13 protein-coding genes and 2 pseudogenes are annotated in these 15317 nt (G+C 59.6%); 7 read left to right on the top strand and 8 right to left on the bottom strand.

What is annotated here, in order from left to right:
- Positions 1 to 214: 214 nt before the first annotated feature.
- Positions 215 to 1408: an RNA-guided endonuclease InsQ/TnpB family protein gene (locus tag ACVWXZ_RS02160; protein WP_457440413.1), complete on the bottom strand. Its 1194-nt coding sequence runs from the start codon at positions 1406 to 1408 to the stop codon at positions 215 to 217.
- A gap of 330 nt (positions 1409 to 1738) precedes the next feature.
- The gene (locus ACVWXZ_RS02155; protein WP_457402291.1) at positions 1739 to 2848 is read right to left on the bottom strand and encodes an RpoD/SigA family RNA polymerase sigma factor; all 1110 of its coding nucleotides are present in this window, start codon (positions 2846 to 2848) and stop codon (positions 1739 to 1741) included.
- A 320-nt stretch (positions 2849 to 3168) separates the two neighbouring features.
- On the opposite strand from ACVWXZ_RS02155, the gene ACVWXZ_RS02150 reads away from it, so the two are divergent.
- Entirely contained in the window at positions 3169 to 3426 is a 258-nt protein-coding gene (locus tag ACVWXZ_RS02150; protein ID WP_041436246.1) for a helix-turn-helix domain-containing protein, read from the top strand.
- 336 nt (positions 3427 to 3762) lie between these two features.
- The gene (locus tag ACVWXZ_RS02145; RefSeq protein WP_457482085.1) at positions 3763 to 4122 is read left to right on the top strand and encodes a hypothetical protein; all 360 of its coding nucleotides are present in this window, start codon (positions 3763 to 3765) and stop codon (positions 4120 to 4122) included.
- Between the two features lie 93 nt (positions 4123 to 4215).
- Here ACVWXZ_RS02145 and ACVWXZ_RS02140 read toward each other — a convergent pair.
- The 6 genes and pseudogenes from ACVWXZ_RS02140 to ACVWXZ_RS02115 all read right to left on the bottom strand — a co-directional run.
- Positions 4216 to 5199: pseudogene (locus ACVWXZ_RS02140) on the bottom strand (Glu/Leu/Phe/Val family dehydrogenase); the annotation flags it as partial.
- 210 nt (positions 5200 to 5409) lie between these two features.
- Positions 5410 to 5551: pseudogene (locus ACVWXZ_RS02135) on the bottom strand (glutamate dehydrogenase); the annotation flags it as partial.
- Between the two features lie 71 nt (positions 5552 to 5622).
- Positions 5623 to 6294: a diacylglycerol/polyprenol kinase family protein gene (locus tag ACVWXZ_RS02130; protein ID WP_011432309.1), complete on the bottom strand. Its 672-nt coding sequence runs from the start codon at positions 6292 to 6294 to the stop codon at positions 5623 to 5625.
- Positions 6295 to 6303: 9 nt separating this feature from the next.
- Positions 6304 to 6633, bottom strand: coding sequence for a c-type cytochrome (locus ACVWXZ_RS02125; RefSeq protein ID WP_049749615.1), 330 nt, complete (start codon positions 6631 to 6633; stop codon positions 6304 to 6306).
- Between the two features lie 263 nt (positions 6634 to 6896).
- Complete coding sequence (locus ACVWXZ_RS02120) at positions 6897 to 8744, bottom strand: glycoside hydrolase family 3 N-terminal domain-containing protein (RefSeq protein WP_457402293.1); 1848 nt, start codon at positions 8742 to 8744, stop codon at positions 6897 to 6899.
- Between the two features lie 106 nt (positions 8745 to 8850).
- Positions 8851 to 10266: a RecQ family ATP-dependent DNA helicase gene (locus ACVWXZ_RS02115; protein ID WP_457402294.1), complete on the bottom strand. Its 1416-nt coding sequence runs from the start codon at positions 10264 to 10266 to the stop codon at positions 8851 to 8853.
- Between the two features lie 311 nt (positions 10267 to 10577).
- Here ACVWXZ_RS02115 and hisB point away from each other — a divergent pair, with 311 nt between their 5' ends.
- From hisB to ACVWXZ_RS02090, 5 genes are all read left to right on the top strand, one after another.
- On the top strand, positions 10578 to 11198 hold the full coding sequence (gene hisB / locus ACVWXZ_RS02110; RefSeq protein ID WP_011432314.1) for an imidazoleglycerol-phosphate dehydratase HisB: 621 nt from the start codon (positions 10578 to 10580) through the stop codon (positions 11196 to 11198).
- A gap of 326 nt (positions 11199 to 11524) precedes the next feature.
- Entirely contained in the window at positions 11525 to 11677 is a 153-nt protein-coding gene (locus ACVWXZ_RS02105) for a photosystem II protein Y (RefSeq protein ID WP_011432316.1), read from the top strand.
- Between the two features lie 34 nt (positions 11678 to 11711).
- Positions 11712 to 12812, top strand: coding sequence for an NAD(P)/FAD-dependent oxidoreductase (locus tag ACVWXZ_RS02100; RefSeq protein ID WP_457482084.1), 1101 nt, complete (start codon positions 11712 to 11714; stop codon positions 12810 to 12812).
- Positions 12813 to 12989: 177 nt separating this feature from the next.
- Positions 12990 to 13895, top strand: coding sequence for a 6-carboxytetrahydropterin synthase (locus ACVWXZ_RS02095; protein ID WP_011432318.1), 906 nt, complete (start codon positions 12990 to 12992; stop codon positions 13893 to 13895).
- 10 nt (positions 13896 to 13905) lie between these two features.
- The gene (locus ACVWXZ_RS02090; RefSeq protein WP_011432319.1) at positions 13906 to 15222 is read left to right on the top strand and encodes a DNA double-strand break repair nuclease NurA; all 1317 of its coding nucleotides are present in this window, start codon (positions 13906 to 13908) and stop codon (positions 15220 to 15222) included.
- Positions 15223 to 15317 lie beyond the last annotated feature (95 nt).

The following is a 15317-nucleotide window of genomic DNA, read 5'->3' as shown; positions in this document are numbered from 1 at the left end:
CGGTTTTGTGGCTGGCGAAGGCTTTTTAAGAATTTCTTTCTCGGCGCACAGGTGTTCCGAATCCTAGGCACCTCTGGGAAGTCAAGCCAGCAGACCAATCCTTTTCCCCCTGGGAGAGGGGTCGCGGCAGCGGCGCGAAGCGTTTGGGCGGCAACGGGAGTGTCTCAATCTCGTTTGGAATGACTACAATGCGTAAACTACCCGACTCCGACCGCTAAGCGGTACGGAGCGGGCTTTCAGTAGCCCTGAGCCTGCTCTGCTCTGCCAGAGAACAAAACAGGCCCGAACCTCTAGGCTGGTTTACGACAGCCCCCAAAAGCGCAATCACATTCGCACCATTCAAATCCGCATCTCCTTCCCATCCACAGTGCCTACACTTAAACTTCTTTCCACTGCGGTAGGATTGCGCAGGGTCGGGATGAATGTGCAAACACCGGTGGCAGGTCTGCGACGTGTAGGCAGGCGGTACCAGAATCAAGGCAACCCCTGCACGCAGAGCCTTGTACTCCAGAAAATGACGGAGTTGATAAAACGCCCAACCGTTGGCCCTGCGCCGTTCGGCTTTGCTCCGCGGCTGTTGATTGACCCTTTCTCGGATCCCTGTCAGGTCTTCCAGGGCGATAGCGCTGTTGGTAGCTTTTGCCCTGGAGACAATAACTTTGGAGATGCGATGATTGACCCACGTTTGAAAGCGTCTCTCCTTGCCAGACAGCCGTTGCAACAGTTGACGGCATCTGCGCCGCGAACTGCGTGTGCCCTTACTGGCTTTGCGTTGGAGTGCCGCCCTCAGCTTGGAGTAGTGGTCGCGGACTCGGTTCAACTGCTGCCCATTCCAATTGTCCCCCTCTGACGTATGGGCGATATCCGTCCTGCCCAAGTCCACCCCGATCACCCTGTCGGTATCTTGTTGCTTGGGCGGGTTTTTCTCTACGCAAATCTGGATGTAGTAGGAGCCGTCCTTCCGCTGGACTAGGGTGGCCGATTTGGGGTTAGAGCCAGCCAGCATTCCCCTCTGGTAGTTACCAATGGCTAGTTCAAAGCGTTCTCTCCCTTCCACCGTGGTCAGCGACACTGTCCAGTCTTTCTCGCGGAACGAGAAGATACGAGCGTCGTAGGTAGCGAACCTACGCTTGAACTCTTTAACTGGACGGTTGCGCTGTCTCGCCACTTTGCGGGCGCCGGCCACCCGTCTGCAGACCTGCTGGGCCAAGTTACTGGACAAGCCGAATCGGGCGCGAATCTCGTAGTAGCAAAGGGACTGCAGTTTGACCGCATTGACGATCTTCTCCGGCGTGTTCTGGTTGACCCAGTTCAGTGCCTGCACAAAGGCATCCATCGTCGCGTCCAATTTAGCGGCTTGCGACGGGGACACCTTGAGCTTGCAGGATATGGTCAGGATTTGGCTCATAAGTTCATTGTACTTCATCAAAGCGCATTCCTCCCGGCACTGACCCTACGGGTACAGTGCGGGGCTCCTGCGATTTCTAGCTGAGCGCCAGAGGAAACCGATCAGCCAACTCCTCAACGACCAAAGAGGTTAGCTGCCAAAGTCCTTCCCACTGGCTCTGGTCGTGAAGATGAGGTAGCCGGGGGGTCATCAGCCCCAATAGGCTCAGGGGATAAGGGATCCTTATCATCGCCGCTGCAAGGGGCTATGGTGTTCAACCCAAGAAGATTGAAAAAAGGCTATCCCTGGGCAGAAGCTGGCCCGGAAATCGGTCTGCCAGGCCTGTAGCCACTAGCGAATGTACTGGGCCAAAGCCCGCGAAGAATATCCCACCCGCAACTTGCGCAGGGCATCCCGCTCGATCTGACGAATCCGTTCCCGCGTTAGGTTGAAGTGATCCCCCACCTCCCGCAGGGTTCTTGCCTGTTGCCCGTCTAACCCATAGCGCAACTCCAGCACTTGCCTCTCAATCGGCTTCAGGGTTTGCATGGCAGAACGCACATCCTGCTGCATCGATTGCACGAGGATCCCTTGAAAGGGCTGCTCTTGCCGCTCATCTTGCAGCAAATCTCCAAGGCGGCTTTCTCCTTCCTGGCCGACCGGCACATCCAGCGACAGGGGCAAAGCAGCAGCCTGCTGGATCATGCGCAGTTTCTTGACTTTAATGCCCAAGGCTTCTGCCAGCTCCGCTTCGGTGGGCCGCCTCCCCTGCAGCTTCATCAGCTCGCGGTTGGTGCGCTTGAGCAGGCGCACTTTGTCGACCATGTGTACCGGCAGGCGAATCGTCCGTGCTTGATTGGCAATGCAACGGGTAATGCCTTGGCGAATCCACCAATGAGCATAGGTGCTGAAGCGAAACCCCCGCTCCGCATTGAATTTTTCGGTGGCCCGGATCAACCCGATATTGCCCTCTTGGATCAGATCCAAAAAGGGCACCCCCCGATTGAGGTATTTCTTGGCAACGCTGACCACCAGGCGCAGGTTGGCGTTGATCAGCTTGCGCTGAGCCTGCTCCCCTTGTCGGATGCGGGAGCGTAGGGTGGATACGGAAATCTGCAGGGCCTCGGCCAAAGTCTCGTCACTGGGATCCTCCCCCCGCCGTTGCCGCCATTCCTGCCGGGCTTGATCGATGAGGAGCTTTTGCTGAATTTTGCGCGACAGCTCGATTTCCTCAGCGTGATCGATGCGGGGCACGCGACCGATGGTATTCAGGTAGTGATCGACAGCGTCCTCGTTCAACCGGGATCCGCCGGCCCCTGGCTCTGAGTCAACTTCTGCGAGGTCGTCTTGAGGGGCAGACTCGGGGTCGAACCAGAGATCGTCGAACTCCTGAGGCGAAGAGACAGAGTGTTCAGGATGAGGACGAGAAAAAACCACAGCCAGGTGAGGAGAGAACTTCATCTCCCAGTCTAAAAAGGTTTCTGCTGCTGCTGCGAGCGAAAATCGATCATGCCCCTCTTTTTTGTCCGGAGATTTTTCCGCTTGGATGCGGGAACAGCAGGGGTCCCGTCCGCCAAGTCTTTGCAGGCAAGGGGTCGCTCGCCAAAAAGCGGTAAGCGATTTTCGATCTAGACCTTGAGATAAGATTGTTCCTGAGCCAGTCAGCTCAACGGCTGCCGGGTGGGATCCCAGGAAAAGGGAACCTTGCCAGCTCAGGCTACCATGTGAGGATCCCTCAACTTCCTCAGTCTGGAAAAGAATATTTACGGCTTTCTGCTCCTATGGAGTCTAACGACCGGCACCATCCATCGGCCAACTTGATTGGGGAACGGGTGCGCTGGGTACGGGAGAAGCTGCAACTCACCCAAGATCAACTGGCGGGTCGCTTGGCCAAGTACGGTGTGCAGTTGGACTACGTCAAAATTGGCCAGGTGGAAAAGGGAAAACGGCGCGTCATTGACAAAGAACTGGTGGCCTTTGCCAAGGCGTTGGGGGTATCGGTCACTTGGCTGCTGAGCGGAGATGAATCCCACCTGTAGCGGCTGGTGGGAAGATATATCCGATACAAGTATCTCGAACGAAAAGACGTGAAGATACGTAAGTATCCTGCGCTTTTCGGCGTGATCTTGGTCAATTTCCGTGTAAGTACGGTAGGCTTAATTTACGAATAGATTGGTTTGAGGCCAAACCTCATCTTTCCCTCAACCATCCGAGGGGGTAGGAGAGGCGGAGAGATACAGCGCCTCGTCAGCAGTACGGGTTTTTCCAACAAGGATCGGGATCACGGGCTTCTTCACCTAAACTTGATATTGTTGACTTGACGTTAAGCTGCCGCCGTCTATCTGGCCGTTTATCTGTTTGTGTGAGGTTTGCCGATGCTCTCTTTCTTCTTCAATTCCAACAAGGCCAACAACCGACAAACCGGAGGCCACCGTGTGCCTGCTGCCAGCAAAACCACAGGCACGCAACGGATCCCTAACTACAACCGCCTTTCTGCTCCCCATGAAGTGCTCAAGCAGGAAAGGCAGATCAAGCGGGAGCAAGAGTTTACAGAAATGGAGCAAAACATCAATCGCATTCGCTACTTCTACCAAAAAGCAGACATGCCCCTGGAGATGCGGCAAATTCTGACCTACCGTAAGCTGATGGAGCTGGACTACTTTACCCCGCAGGCGGCAAAAGAGCTGCTCAAGCAATGGCAGCAGCAGGAAGAGCAAGAACGCCGTCGGGCTTGAGAAAAGGACTACCTCCAGCAGAGTTTGGGCAGCCGAACCCTGGCAAGTGGGCTTGTTGAGCCAAGAGTTCCCGGTCTCCAGGTGGGGGAGCGTCTACGGGTAAAGGCCGCGATCCTGTAGGGCTTGGGCCACTCGGCCTACCCCTAGGGTGTAGGCAGCCAGTCGCAGCGACACTTGCCGCCGTTCTGCCTCCTGCACCACCCGTTCAAAGGCACGTACCATCAGACCTTCCATTTCTTGATAAACTCGCTCTTCATCCCAGAAGACGTAAGAGAGTCCCTGCACCCACTCCAGATAGCTCACCACCACTCCACCGGCATTGGTTAGGATATCCGGCAATACCTGGATCCCTCGCGATTCCAAAATCCGGTCGGCGGCAAGGGTGGTTGGCCCGTTGGCAGCTTCTGCCACAATCCGGGCTTGAATTTGGTGGGCATTGGCTTCGGTAATTTGATTTTCCAGAGCGGCAGGGATCAACACATCCGCTTTTTGCACCAGCAGGTCGGCGTTGCTGATGGGCTCAGCCTGTGGAAAGCCCGCCATGCGGCCTCCCCGTTCCTTCATGTAAGCTTTGAGGGCGGGGATATCCAGTCCTTTGGGGTTATAAAGGCCCCCAGAACTGCCGGAAACCGCCACAATCTTAGCTCCCGCCTCATGCAGCAAGCTGGCCGCTGCCCCGCCCACATTGCCAAAACCTTGGATTAACACCGTTGCCCCTGCCAGGGATCCACCGCGTCGGGCCAAGGCTTCCCGTACCGTGATCATCACCCCCCGTCCGGTGGCCAGTTCTCGCCCTCGGGATCCCCCAATCGAGAGAGGTTTGCCCGTCACCACTCCCGGCACCGCATGCCCGACATTCATAGAATAGGTATCCATCACCCAGGCCATCTCACGGGCAGAAGTTCCCATGTCTGGAGCGGGGATATCCTCTGCAGGGCCGATATCCTTGATCAGCTCGCTGGTGTAACGGCGGGTAATGCGCTCCAGCTCCGAGACCGAATAACGCCTCGGATCGATAGGGATCTCCCCTTTGGCCCCACCGTAGGGAATGCCCATAAGGGCGCATTTCCAGGTCGTAAACTACCCGACACCAACCGCTAGGCGGTACGGAGCGGGCTTTTAGTAGCCCTGCAGTTAGCAAGCCAACCACGAGCCTCTGGGGTGGTTTACAGCACCCCCAATCGACCGTTACCAGTGCCTTAAACAACCGTTTCTGGTGTCCGCAGTATTATTATAGCATTCCTCCCGACACCGACCCTACGGGTACAGTGTGGGGCTCCTGCAATTTCTAGCTGAGGATCGCCACCCAGCCGGGATCCAGTTTCAGCTCGCCAGCTGCCCAATCTAGGTAGCTGCAGGCCTGGGCAAGGGGACAGATATGGGCGGGAGAGGGAGGGGCAGAAGAGGCCAGCGCAGGACTTGCAGCCATGGCGAAGAGAAGCAAGGGCTGTTTCCACACTATACCGCCGGGAACCGGAGAGGAACGTTCCGTAGCAAGCGTTACAAATAGTTGAGGATCTGCAGCAGAACAAAACAGAGGCCGGCACTGGCCAGGGGCACGGTCAGGTTATCCAACCCCCACCAAGAGAACACCTCCAACCCCATGGTTATCCCCCCCACCAAGAGGCTGATGGCCAGCAAAGGGGGGGAGAAGCCAAAGTACCCCAGCAGCAGAGCTGCAATCACCAAGCTGCTCACCGCCCACATGGTCAGGGATCCCTCCCAGCTTTTTTGAATGGATCCCAGTTGGTAGGGGTGTTTGCCCCAAGTTTTGCCCACCAACCCTGCCAAGGCGTCGGCCCACGTCATCACCAATATGCCGATCACCGCGAAGACCTGTCGCTGGGGACGCCAAAACCAAAACAGCAGCAGGCCAATGCTGACGGCGTAGAAACAGGTGCCAAAGCTGCGGCGACCGACTCCATTCAAGCTGGGCAAGATGGCCACCCGGTAGGAGAGCAGCGCCAAGCCGGCAAACACCAGAGAGAATCCCACCCCTAGCCAGCGAGGCACTTGCAAAGCCCAAGCCAACAAAATGATATTGCCCACACCAATGTGAATGGCCTTGCGCACCCATTCCCCGTCCACCTGCCGGGAGCGCAGCCATTCCGCAAAAGCAAATACGGCGGCCAGCCAGAGAGCATAGCAAGCAAGCTGCTGGGCCAGGCCCATGAAACGGCCTCAGAGGGTTTTCAAGTAGCTGAGCAAATCCGCCATCTCCTGGGGATCCGGCTGGAACTGGGGCATGGGAGGCGTTTTGCCACCGGTCACCTGCTGAATAATAAACCGATCCGAGCGGCGGCTGCTCACCCCCCGCAGACTGGGCCCCACTCGCCCATCCGCTTCTTCTCCGTGGCAGGCTGCACAGTTGAGGGCAAACAAGGATGCACCATGGCTAACCTGCCCCTGTAAGCTGAGGACGGCTTCCGTGTAGGGATCCAGACGAGCCTCAGCACTTAGCCAAGCCCAGGTCAATATCGCCAGCCCTAGGCCGAGGAGGGCAAGACCCAGCCGAGTTTTCTGAGACCAGACACTTGTAAAGAACTGCTGCAAGGATTTGAGGAAGGGTTGTAAACGTCGTTGGGATGGAGGTTGAAGTCGCTTTTGCTCAAACTCAACCCAACTGCCAGTTGACGACTGGCTGCTGCAGGATTGAGGAGTGTCTGAGAGGGAGGGAGGCACAGACAACGCTGAGAGAAACCGTTTCAATCTTTTACATTTCAACCAACACGATAACTCAGGAGCCTTTCCCTGCCAATAATCTGTAAAGGTATTTACTTTTTCTTAATGGTTGGCTGGGCCACGTGAGACTTTGATCCCTCTGAGGGGGAACGGTTGGGAAAGAGCCGCCCCATCACCTCCGCTTGGGCCCAGGGATCCCGGTTGAGGCTGTGGATGGCATTGGCCCATGGAAAGTGCGCCTGCAGGCGGCGGTAGAGAGATAAATTACCATAAATGACGACGGCTGCCACCCGCTCCCGATGCTGTTGCAGCCAATCCAGCACATAGTTGGGCAAGGGATTCCCAAGGAAACCTTGGAAAATCAACCCTGGGGCGTTGTCTAGAGCGGCTTCCAACCAAGGCAGGGGGGTAAGGGCATCGCTGAGCACAGGAAGCATGCCCAGGGCAGCCGGAACATGGAGGGCGGGAGACTGCAACTGCACATCGGCAGCACCCAAGGGGGGATCCTGCCAGATCCAGTTCAACCATCCGGGCTCTGCGGGCGGGCTGAGGGGCCGGCCTCCTTCCACGCCACCGCGGGCCATAGCCGCTTGACAGGGGGCGATATCCTTCTCGGCCAAGAGGGATCCTAGCTGTGCGGCTCTGTGCAGAGCAGAGGTCAGGTGGGAGCGCCTGTTGAACAACTTTCCCAACGCCGTTCGCGTCCGCGGAACGGAGTCCTTGTCCTTGGAGATGGGATCCCCCAACAGCAAAGGCTTCAGTTGCTCGGCTGGAGAGCCACGGTTGAGGGCTGGATCTGTGGGATCCTTGGCTCCCATCCATCCGCCAACGGTGCTGAAATCCGTTTCCGCCAAGGCCGGCCACACCTGTTTGAGGAGAGCTGAGGCGGCAGGTAGGAGTCGCTGTTTGGCCCGCAGCACCCGCGTCACCGACTGGGCAAGCTGGTCTGTGCTGAGGGATCCCTGTTGCACCGCTTCCAAAACGGCTGCCAAGGATGCCGTTGGATCGGGGGGGGCCAGAATCAGATCGGCACCGGCCTGGAAAGCCCGCACGGCCAATGAGTTGGGCCCGTTAGCATTGGCCAGCTCTGCCAAGCAGCCTTGATCGAGGCTATCCACGACGATAAGCCCACCAAACCCCCATTCCTGGCGCAGCAGTTGGGTCAGCCGCCCCGGCAGCAGGGTGATAGGCCAGCGCTCATCCCACTCCGGCAGCACCACGTGGGAAACCAAGATCGCCCCCACCTGCTCCACCAAACCTCGAAAAGGCAGCCAAGGTCCCTCTTGGAGCTGGGCTAGGGTCAGGGTTAATCGGGGGCACCAGGGGGTGTCTGTTGTCTTTGGGGATGGCTTCAGTCCGGCCTGAACCGGATCCCTCCAGCCTTTGCCCGGAAAAGAGCTGGCTGTGGTTAGGATCCCGCCTGTGCTGCCCGGGGTGGCTTGCTCACATCCGCGCACAAAAGCTCGCGCCAGTTGCAAAGCAGACAGGGGATCCTCCGCCAGCGCCCCTTCCCCCAGCGGCTCTGCCACCGGGCTGAGCAACCAATTGATGCCGATGGCCGCCGCCTCCCGCGCCGTGATCCGCCCCCACTGCTCGGCCCAGCGCTCGGCTTCCGCCCCCAGGCGGCTCAACCCTAGAGGATGGGGGAAAGGGGTCGCCCCCTGCAGGGCCAGCCCCCGCCCGACCTCGGCTGCCACCAAAAGGGGCAGAGCCGCCCAAGACTGGGCCTCCTCGATCAGCAGCAGGGCCTCGGCCACGTGGCCATCCGTGAGCCAGATGCCCCCGATCCCCACCTCCTGGATAAGCCGTTTGAGGATCTCTCGGGGAGGAGACTGGGATCCCAGACGGGCCGAGACCGGCACCACCAACAGTTGCGCCACCTGCCGAGCTAGGGATAAGGGTCGATCCAGTTCCTCAAGCGGAGATCCGGAAACACTCATAGGCACAGCCGAAAGTTCGTCAGCAAGGGGAACTGCTCCCTTTGCAGAAAACGCAGATCATGATAACCACTCCTGCCGGTTGCGGCTCGCAGCGGGCTGTTGAGGGCTAACGAGAAAGCCGACAACGGTCACAGGTGCCACAGGGCAGGCCGGGCTGCTCCCCAGGGTAGCCAAAATAGGGCAAGATCGCCTGCCACCGACAGCCGCGGGCGTGGATGAGGGCTTCCATCCCTTGCCAGGGATCCTCTCGTCTTAAAGGCTGCCAACGGCGGTGCAACACCTGAAAGTGAAAGGGATCCGGCCACCGCAAACAGCCCATCTCCTGCAGCAGACCCAAGGCCACCCGTGCCTCTCCAGGCGGCAGGTCGGCGTAGGATCCCTGCTGAGGCAAGGTTTGCAGCAGGTGGCGTGCTCGGGCCTGAAGGCGCTCCTGCTGGGAATAGAAATAGGCTTGGCGCCGGCGATCGCTGGGATCCAGCAGGCCCGTCGGCTCCGAGACCAGCATCAGGGCCCGGCAAGGGCCACCATCCCGACCGCCTCGTCCCACCTCTTGCAAATAATCCATCAAGGTGGGCGGGGGATGAAAGTGCAGCACCCAACGCACGTCCGGCTTGTTGATCCCCATGCCAAAGGCGTTGGTGCAGACCAGAAAGCGCAGTTCCCCCTGCAGCCAGGATCGTTCTAGCCGGCGGCGGGATCGCGCTTCCAGCCCCCCGTGATAGGTGGCGGTTTTCAAGTTCTGTCGGCCCAGCCACTCGGCCAGCTCTTCCCCATCCCGTCGGGTGCGCACATAGACCAGACCCGACCCGGGATTCTCGCCCAGGAATCGCAGCAGACGACGACGGCGATCCGCCGGGCTCCAGGCTATCGCGACATTGAGGGAGATATTGGCCCGCAGGGGATCGGCGCGAATGTGCTCCGGATCCCGCAGCCCCAGGATTTGGCTGAGGCGGCTGCAGGTTTGGGGGTCAGCCGTGGCGGTAAAAGCGGCGATGGGAAAAGAGGGCTTCACCGGGGCCAGAGCCGGGCGCAGCAATCCCAGACGGCGGTAGTCGGGCCGGAAGGATCCCCCCCAATGCACCAACGTATGGGCCTCATCCACGATCAGGCCGTTGATGTGCACCTGAGGCTGTTGCAGCCGTTGCCAAACGGGGGGGCTGAATAGGGTCTCCGGCCCCAGATAGAGCAGGCGCAGTCGGTTTTCCTCAAGGGCCTTCAACACCCGCTTGCGCAGGGCTGGATCCAGTTCGCTGTGGAGACAGGCTGCCGGCAGCTTGCGTTTCCAGAGATCCTGAACTTGGTCTTCCATCAGGGCGATCAGGGGCGAGACCACCAGCGTCACCCCTGTTTGCAGCAGGGCTACTAGCTGAAAGCACAGGGATTTGCCAAACCCCGTCGGCAACACCACCAGCGCGTCGCGCTTGTCCAGCAGAGCGCGGATCACCTGATCCTGGGGTGGGCGCAGCCTCTCGTAACCCCAGTGTTGCTTGAGGGCGCGCTGAATCTGCTGCCAATCTTGCAAACGGCAACCCCCTTTTCAACAATTTCCTTCAGCAATCTACAGCGATTTCGGGAGAAGCTGTCTTATAGGCTATTTCAAATCCCGCTGAACCTGCTAGCTCCCCTCTCCCAAGGGGTGAGGGCGCAGAGGATCGGCCCCACCGGCTTGCCTGTAGGGGATCCCTGTCACACCTATCCCCGTGTCCAGGGGGCTGGGATCAGGATCCCCGGCAGAGAAGGGATTCTCACCTGCTGCATGGGTGAAGGTGTCGATGGCGGCGGGCTTGTGCGATCCTAGAGCTGGGACTTCCCGCCTGCTTCGATACTTTTCCCATGACTGCCCTCGACTCCTCGCGCCTGCTCCAGCCCAGAACGGCCTCTGTTCACCGTCGCACTGGAGAAACGGATGTCCAAATTCATCTGAACCTGGATGGCAGCGGGCGCCATGAGATCGATACTGGGATCCCCTTTTTGGATCACATGCTGGCCCAGCTCAGCACCCACGGGTTGATCGATTTGCAGATCAAGGCCATAGGGGATCTGCACATCGACGATCACCACACCAACGAAGATGTGGGCATCACGCTGGGACAGGCTCTGGCGCAGGCTTTGCAGGATCGGCGGGGCATTCATCGCTTCGGCCATTTTTGGGCGCCTTTGGATGAAGCCCTAGTGCAGGTGGTGCTGGATTTTTCGGGTCGCCCTCACCTCAGCTATGGCCTGGAGCTGCCCACAGAGCGCATTGGCCGCTACGAAACCCAGTTGGTGCGGGAGTTTTATCAGGCGGTGGTCAACCACGCCCAGCTTACCTTGCACATTCGCCAAGCTGCCGGTCTCAACGCCCACCACATTGTCGAGGCCAGTTTTAAGGCGTTTGCCCGTGCCCTGCGCATGGCTGTAGAACGGGATCCCCGCCGACAAGAAGGGATCCCTAGTTCGAAGGGAGTACTCTAGGCATGAACTGGCCACGGAGACTGTTGGCCTTGGCTCTGGGATTGGGGACAGTTTTCTTCGGTCTGGGCCAGATGGGGGGTGCAATTCTCAGTGTGGGCCTGTTGGCTCCCGCCTCAGCAGTCCAGATGGGGCAAAGTCTGTCCGGTAGGGATCCCCATTTAGGTTTATTCTGGACTTAGCCATCTTTCCAGAGTTGCACCTCAGCTTATGCGGGATCCAGAGTCGAAAACGGTTTCACCCCATCGGGATTCTGGCGGTGGCCAACCCTGGAGGCTCTTGTTCCAAGCAGTCGGTAAATCAATCTATGTTAGGGGGGGATGAAAACCATGGACATTGATCTTCGTCCGCTGATCGTTCTGTCGCCCATTGTTTTGGTGGTTGCCTGGGCTGCCTACAACATCATCAAGGCTGCCATCAAGGGAGAAGCCAAGCTCTTCGGAGAGAAGGGCAACAACCCCTTCGGCAAAGGCGGGAGCTGAACGTGCGGATCCGGTCACAGCTGGCAGGCTCAGTATGCTAGGTGAGGAGACCCAGGCAGCGGTAACCCCTTCCGAGGGAGCCCGCTCAACATCCGCCGATGTGATTGTCATCGGGGCCGGAGTGGCCGGCTTGGTGTGTGCAAGGCAACTGCTGCGGGCGGGGCTGCGGGTTCTGGTGCTGGAAAAATCGGCAGGCTTGGGCGGGCGCATGGCCACCCGTCGAGTTGAACATGCTGGACAAACGGTGCCAGTGGATCATGGGGCTCAATACCTGACCGCCGACTCGGATGGCTTTTATCGCTGGGTGAAGGAGCTGCTGGGCCTGGGGCTGCTGGCGGAATGGACGCGCTCGCTGCATGTGCTGGATCGAGAAGGGCTGCGCCCAGAGGATCCCAACGACGAGAAACCACGCTACGCTTGCCCCCAGGGCATGACAATGCTGGCCAAACACTTGGCTGCCCCGCTGTCGGTACACACCCAAACTCGTGTGGTCAGCCTCAAACCTTTGGCAACAAGCTGGCAATTGAGGGCGGAGAACGGCCAATGCTACGAGGCTGCTGCCCTGGTGGCGACAATTCCGGCCCCCCAGTTGCTGCCCCTGCTCCGGGAAGGGATCCCTTTGGCTGAAAACCTGTTGCCTCTGCTGGAATCCGCCCAGTATCAACCCTGCCTTGCGGTTTTGGCGGGCTACTCTGAGCATACGCCGCCTTGGAAGGGGATCAAGTGCTTGGAGGATCCGATGTTGGCCTGGCTGGGACTGGACAGCAGCAAGCGCCTGCAGCCGCTCCCGCCTGTGGTGGTCTTGCATGGGGGGGCGGAGTGGTCATCTCTGTACTTGGAGGCCGGCCCCTCTGAGCTGGAAAAGGCCGGTCGAGAATTGCTGGCCCACGCAGCCCAACGGCTGGATCCCTGGTTGGCTTCGCCACAATGGATGCAGGTGCACCGTTGGCGCTACGCTTTGCCTTTGGAAACCACGGGATTGGCCAGCTTAAGCACCCGTGTGCCGGTTTCCGCTGCTGAGGGATTGCCTTTGGTTTGTGCCGGCGATTGGTGCGCCGGAGGGCGCGTAGAGGGGGCTTGGCTCTCAGGACACAATGCCGCCAAAACCTTGCTCGAAATGCTTTCTGGGAAATGAGGGTATGCACAGGCCGACCCGGTCGGCAGGGCAAGTGCCTGACCTGGCGCAGGACAGAGATGACGGCAAGACCACTGGGAGGGTAGGCTGAGGGCCGCTGAGAATTTCCACCCTCTGGGCCGGGGAGTGTGTCAAGCTAAAGGGTGGATCCCCCGGCAGATGCTCTCCTCTCCACTCATGTCCAGAATCTGTACAATCTACCGCCGTGCGCAATTTGCCGCCAGCCATCGGTACTGGTTGCCCGAACTCTCAGAAGCCGAGAACTTAGCCCGCTTTGGCCCCAATGCCCGTTTTCCCGGCCATGGCCACAACTATGTGCTGGAGGTGGGCATGAGTGGTGAGGTGGATGACTATGGGATGGTGCTCAACCTCTCGGAGGTGAAGCAGGTGATCCGGCAGCGGGTGATTCAAGATCTCAACTTTGCTTATCTAAATCAAGCTTGGCCGGAGTTTGCCCAAACCTTGCCCACTACCGAGTTTATCGCTTACGTGATTTGGCAACGCCTGGCCGATGCCTTGCCCCTAACCAGCGTCCGTCTGTACGAAGATCCTGAGCTTTGGGCCGAATACCGAGGAGAAGCCATGCAAGCCTACTTGACTGTTGCCACCCATTTCAGCGCCGCCCACCGCTTGGCTCTGGATCACCTGAGTTTTGAAGAAAACAGCGCCATCTACGGCCTCTGTGCCCGTCCCCACGGCCACGGCCACAACTACGGCCTGGAGATCACCGTCAAGGGATCCATCGACCCGCGCACGGGGATGATCGTGGACTTGGCGGCCCTGCAGCGGCTGATCGAGGAGCAGGTGGTGAAGCCGCTGGATCACACCTTTTTGAACAAAGACATTCCCTACTTTGCCCAGGTGGTGCCCACCGCCGAAAACATTGCCCTCTACATCCAGCGGCTGCTGACTCTGCCCCTGCGGGAGCTGGGGGTGCAGTTGCATCGGGTTCGCCTGCAGGAGAGTCCCAACAACAGCAGCGAGGTCTACGGGGAGTTTCCGCTGGAAGAGCTGCTCAACTCCTCAGAAGGACAAGATGTGGCTTCTTCCGCTTCTGGCAGCCGTATTGCCATGCAGGGCTGATGCGGCCATCATGTTGGATCTGGTTAAGCTGAGCGGGCAAATTCCTGCGTTCACCCGGCACCTGCAACAGGAGTCGAAAGCCAGCCAAGAACGCCTCCGCCAAGCCTGGCAAGTTTTCGAGCGCTGGCAGCAGGAGCCGCAGGTTTGGCAGTCCCGCTGGGTGGAGTGGGGATCCCATCTGTCGTTTGTTTGCGCCAGCCCCGCCGAGCCGCCGGAAGCCTGGGGATCCCTGCCCAAGGTCGAGCCTCTGCAGGGGCGACACACGGTGGTGGCCACGGATGGATCCCAGATTTTGCCCAGTCACCACGAGATTGCCTACTGCTCGCTGATCAATGTTGGGCGCGTGGTTCTCCACTACGGCACCCAGGAGTGGCCGCTCCTGGACAGCCAGCCCCTGCTGCTGTATGGAGATGGGCCCCTTGCCCAGCAAAACCGCTCAGACTCCCCTCTCTCGGAACCGCGGGCAGAAGGGTTGCCGAGGGCCCCCCTTAACCGGCGAGACTCTCGCCCGCAGCGCGCTCCAGGTGAACGCAATCCTACCAGCGGCACGGAGTCCTCGTTGGGGCTGGAAGAGATACTGGCCTTACGACGCTCCCAAGCGGAACTGGAGGAGCTGGCTCGTTTGGCCCTGTCGGTGCCCCGTCGCCGCACCACGCTGGCGCTCCTGGATGGATCCCTAATCCCTTGGGGACTGGAGCCTCTGCCCCAGTCGGCCCGGCGCCCCTGGTTGGATCCCATTCTGGCGACCTTGGAGCAGTTGCGGGCGGCCCGCATTCCTCTCGTGGGCTACATCAGCGCCTCCCGCAGCAGCGAAACCCTCAACTACCTGCGCTTGGGGCTGTGCCCGTACCTGGGCTGTGACTGCTACCGCTACTGTCCCGGCGAGAAGTCTCCTCCCTGCCATCCCTTCGCCCCCCTGGCAGACCGCGTCTTTTGGGGATCCCTGCTGCAGCCGGGAGAGCGCAGCCCCCTTTGGCGCAGCGGCGCCAGCGTGTTGGACGCCTTCGGGGAACACCACGTCCACTGTTGTTACCTCAATGTTGGCGAGGGATCCCTGGGCCAAGCCGAAATTGCTCGCCTGGAGTTTCCCGCTTGGGTGGTCCAGGATGCGGAGTTGCTGCAGCGGGCTCTGGCAGGGGTGCTGAGCCAAGTGCACAAGGGCTTTGGCTACCCCATCGCCTTGGCGGAAGCCCATCATTTGGCGGTGGTGAGAAGCGGGGATCGGCAGCGGTTTTTTGCCTTGATCGAGCAGGAGCTGCTCCGGGCCGGCCTGCGCCACGTGGCCGTCTCCCGCAAGGAAGCCCAGAAGCGGAGTGGCATTGCCTGAACCGACGCCGGGGATCCCTGGCACCCAAGAGAAGGCTGTAGCCTATTGAGGGGATCCCCATTCAACGGCTAGGGTTGCCAAGGTGTCCCAATCCT

The sequence above is a fragment of the Thermostichus sp. MS-CIW-38 genome, assembly GCF_054058415.1.
This window is presented reverse-complemented; position numbering and strand designations above follow the sequence as displayed.

What these genes read in the sequence shown, in the direction of transcription:
- ACVWXZ_RS02160 (WP_457440413.1), bottom strand. Translation starts at nt 1,408, where the DNA reads ATGAGCCAAATCCTGACCATATCCTGCAAGCTCAAGGTGTCCCCGTCG.
- ACVWXZ_RS02155 (WP_457402291.1), bottom strand. Translation starts at nt 2,848, where the DNA reads ATGAAGTTCTCTCCTCACCTGGCTGTGGTTTTTTCTCGTCCTCATCCT.
- ACVWXZ_RS02150 (WP_041436246.1), top strand. Translation starts at nt 3,169, where the DNA reads ATGGAGTCTAACGACCGGCACCATCCATCGGCCAACTTGATTGGGGAA.
- ACVWXZ_RS02145 (WP_457482085.1), top strand. Translation starts at nt 3,763, where the DNA reads ATGCTCTCTTTCTTCTTCAATTCCAACAAGGCCAACAACCGACAAACC.
- ACVWXZ_RS02130 (WP_011432309.1), bottom strand. Translation starts at nt 6,294, where the DNA reads ATGGGCCTGGCCCAGCAGCTTGCTTGCTATGCTCTCTGGCTGGCCGCC.
- ACVWXZ_RS02120 (WP_457402293.1), bottom strand. Translation starts at nt 8,744, where the DNA reads ATGAGTGTTTCCGGATCTCCGCTTGAGGAACTGGATCGACCCTTATCC.
- hisB (WP_011432314.1), top strand. Translation starts at nt 10,578, where the DNA reads ATGACTGCCCTCGACTCCTCGCGCCTGCTCCAGCCCAGAACGGCCTCT.
- ACVWXZ_RS02105 (WP_011432316.1), top strand. Translation starts at nt 11,525, where the DNA reads ATGGACATTGATCTTCGTCCGCTGATCGTTCTGTCGCCCATTGTTTTG.
- ACVWXZ_RS02100 (WP_457482084.1), top strand. Translation starts at nt 11,712, where the DNA reads ATGCTAGGTGAGGAGACCCAGGCAGCGGTAACCCCTTCCGAGGGAGCC.
- ACVWXZ_RS02095 (WP_011432318.1), top strand. Translation starts at nt 12,990, where the DNA reads ATGTCCAGAATCTGTACAATCTACCGCCGTGCGCAATTTGCCGCCAGC.
- ACVWXZ_RS02090 (WP_011432319.1), top strand. Translation starts at nt 13,906, where the DNA reads ATGTTGGATCTGGTTAAGCTGAGCGGGCAAATTCCTGCGTTCACCCGG.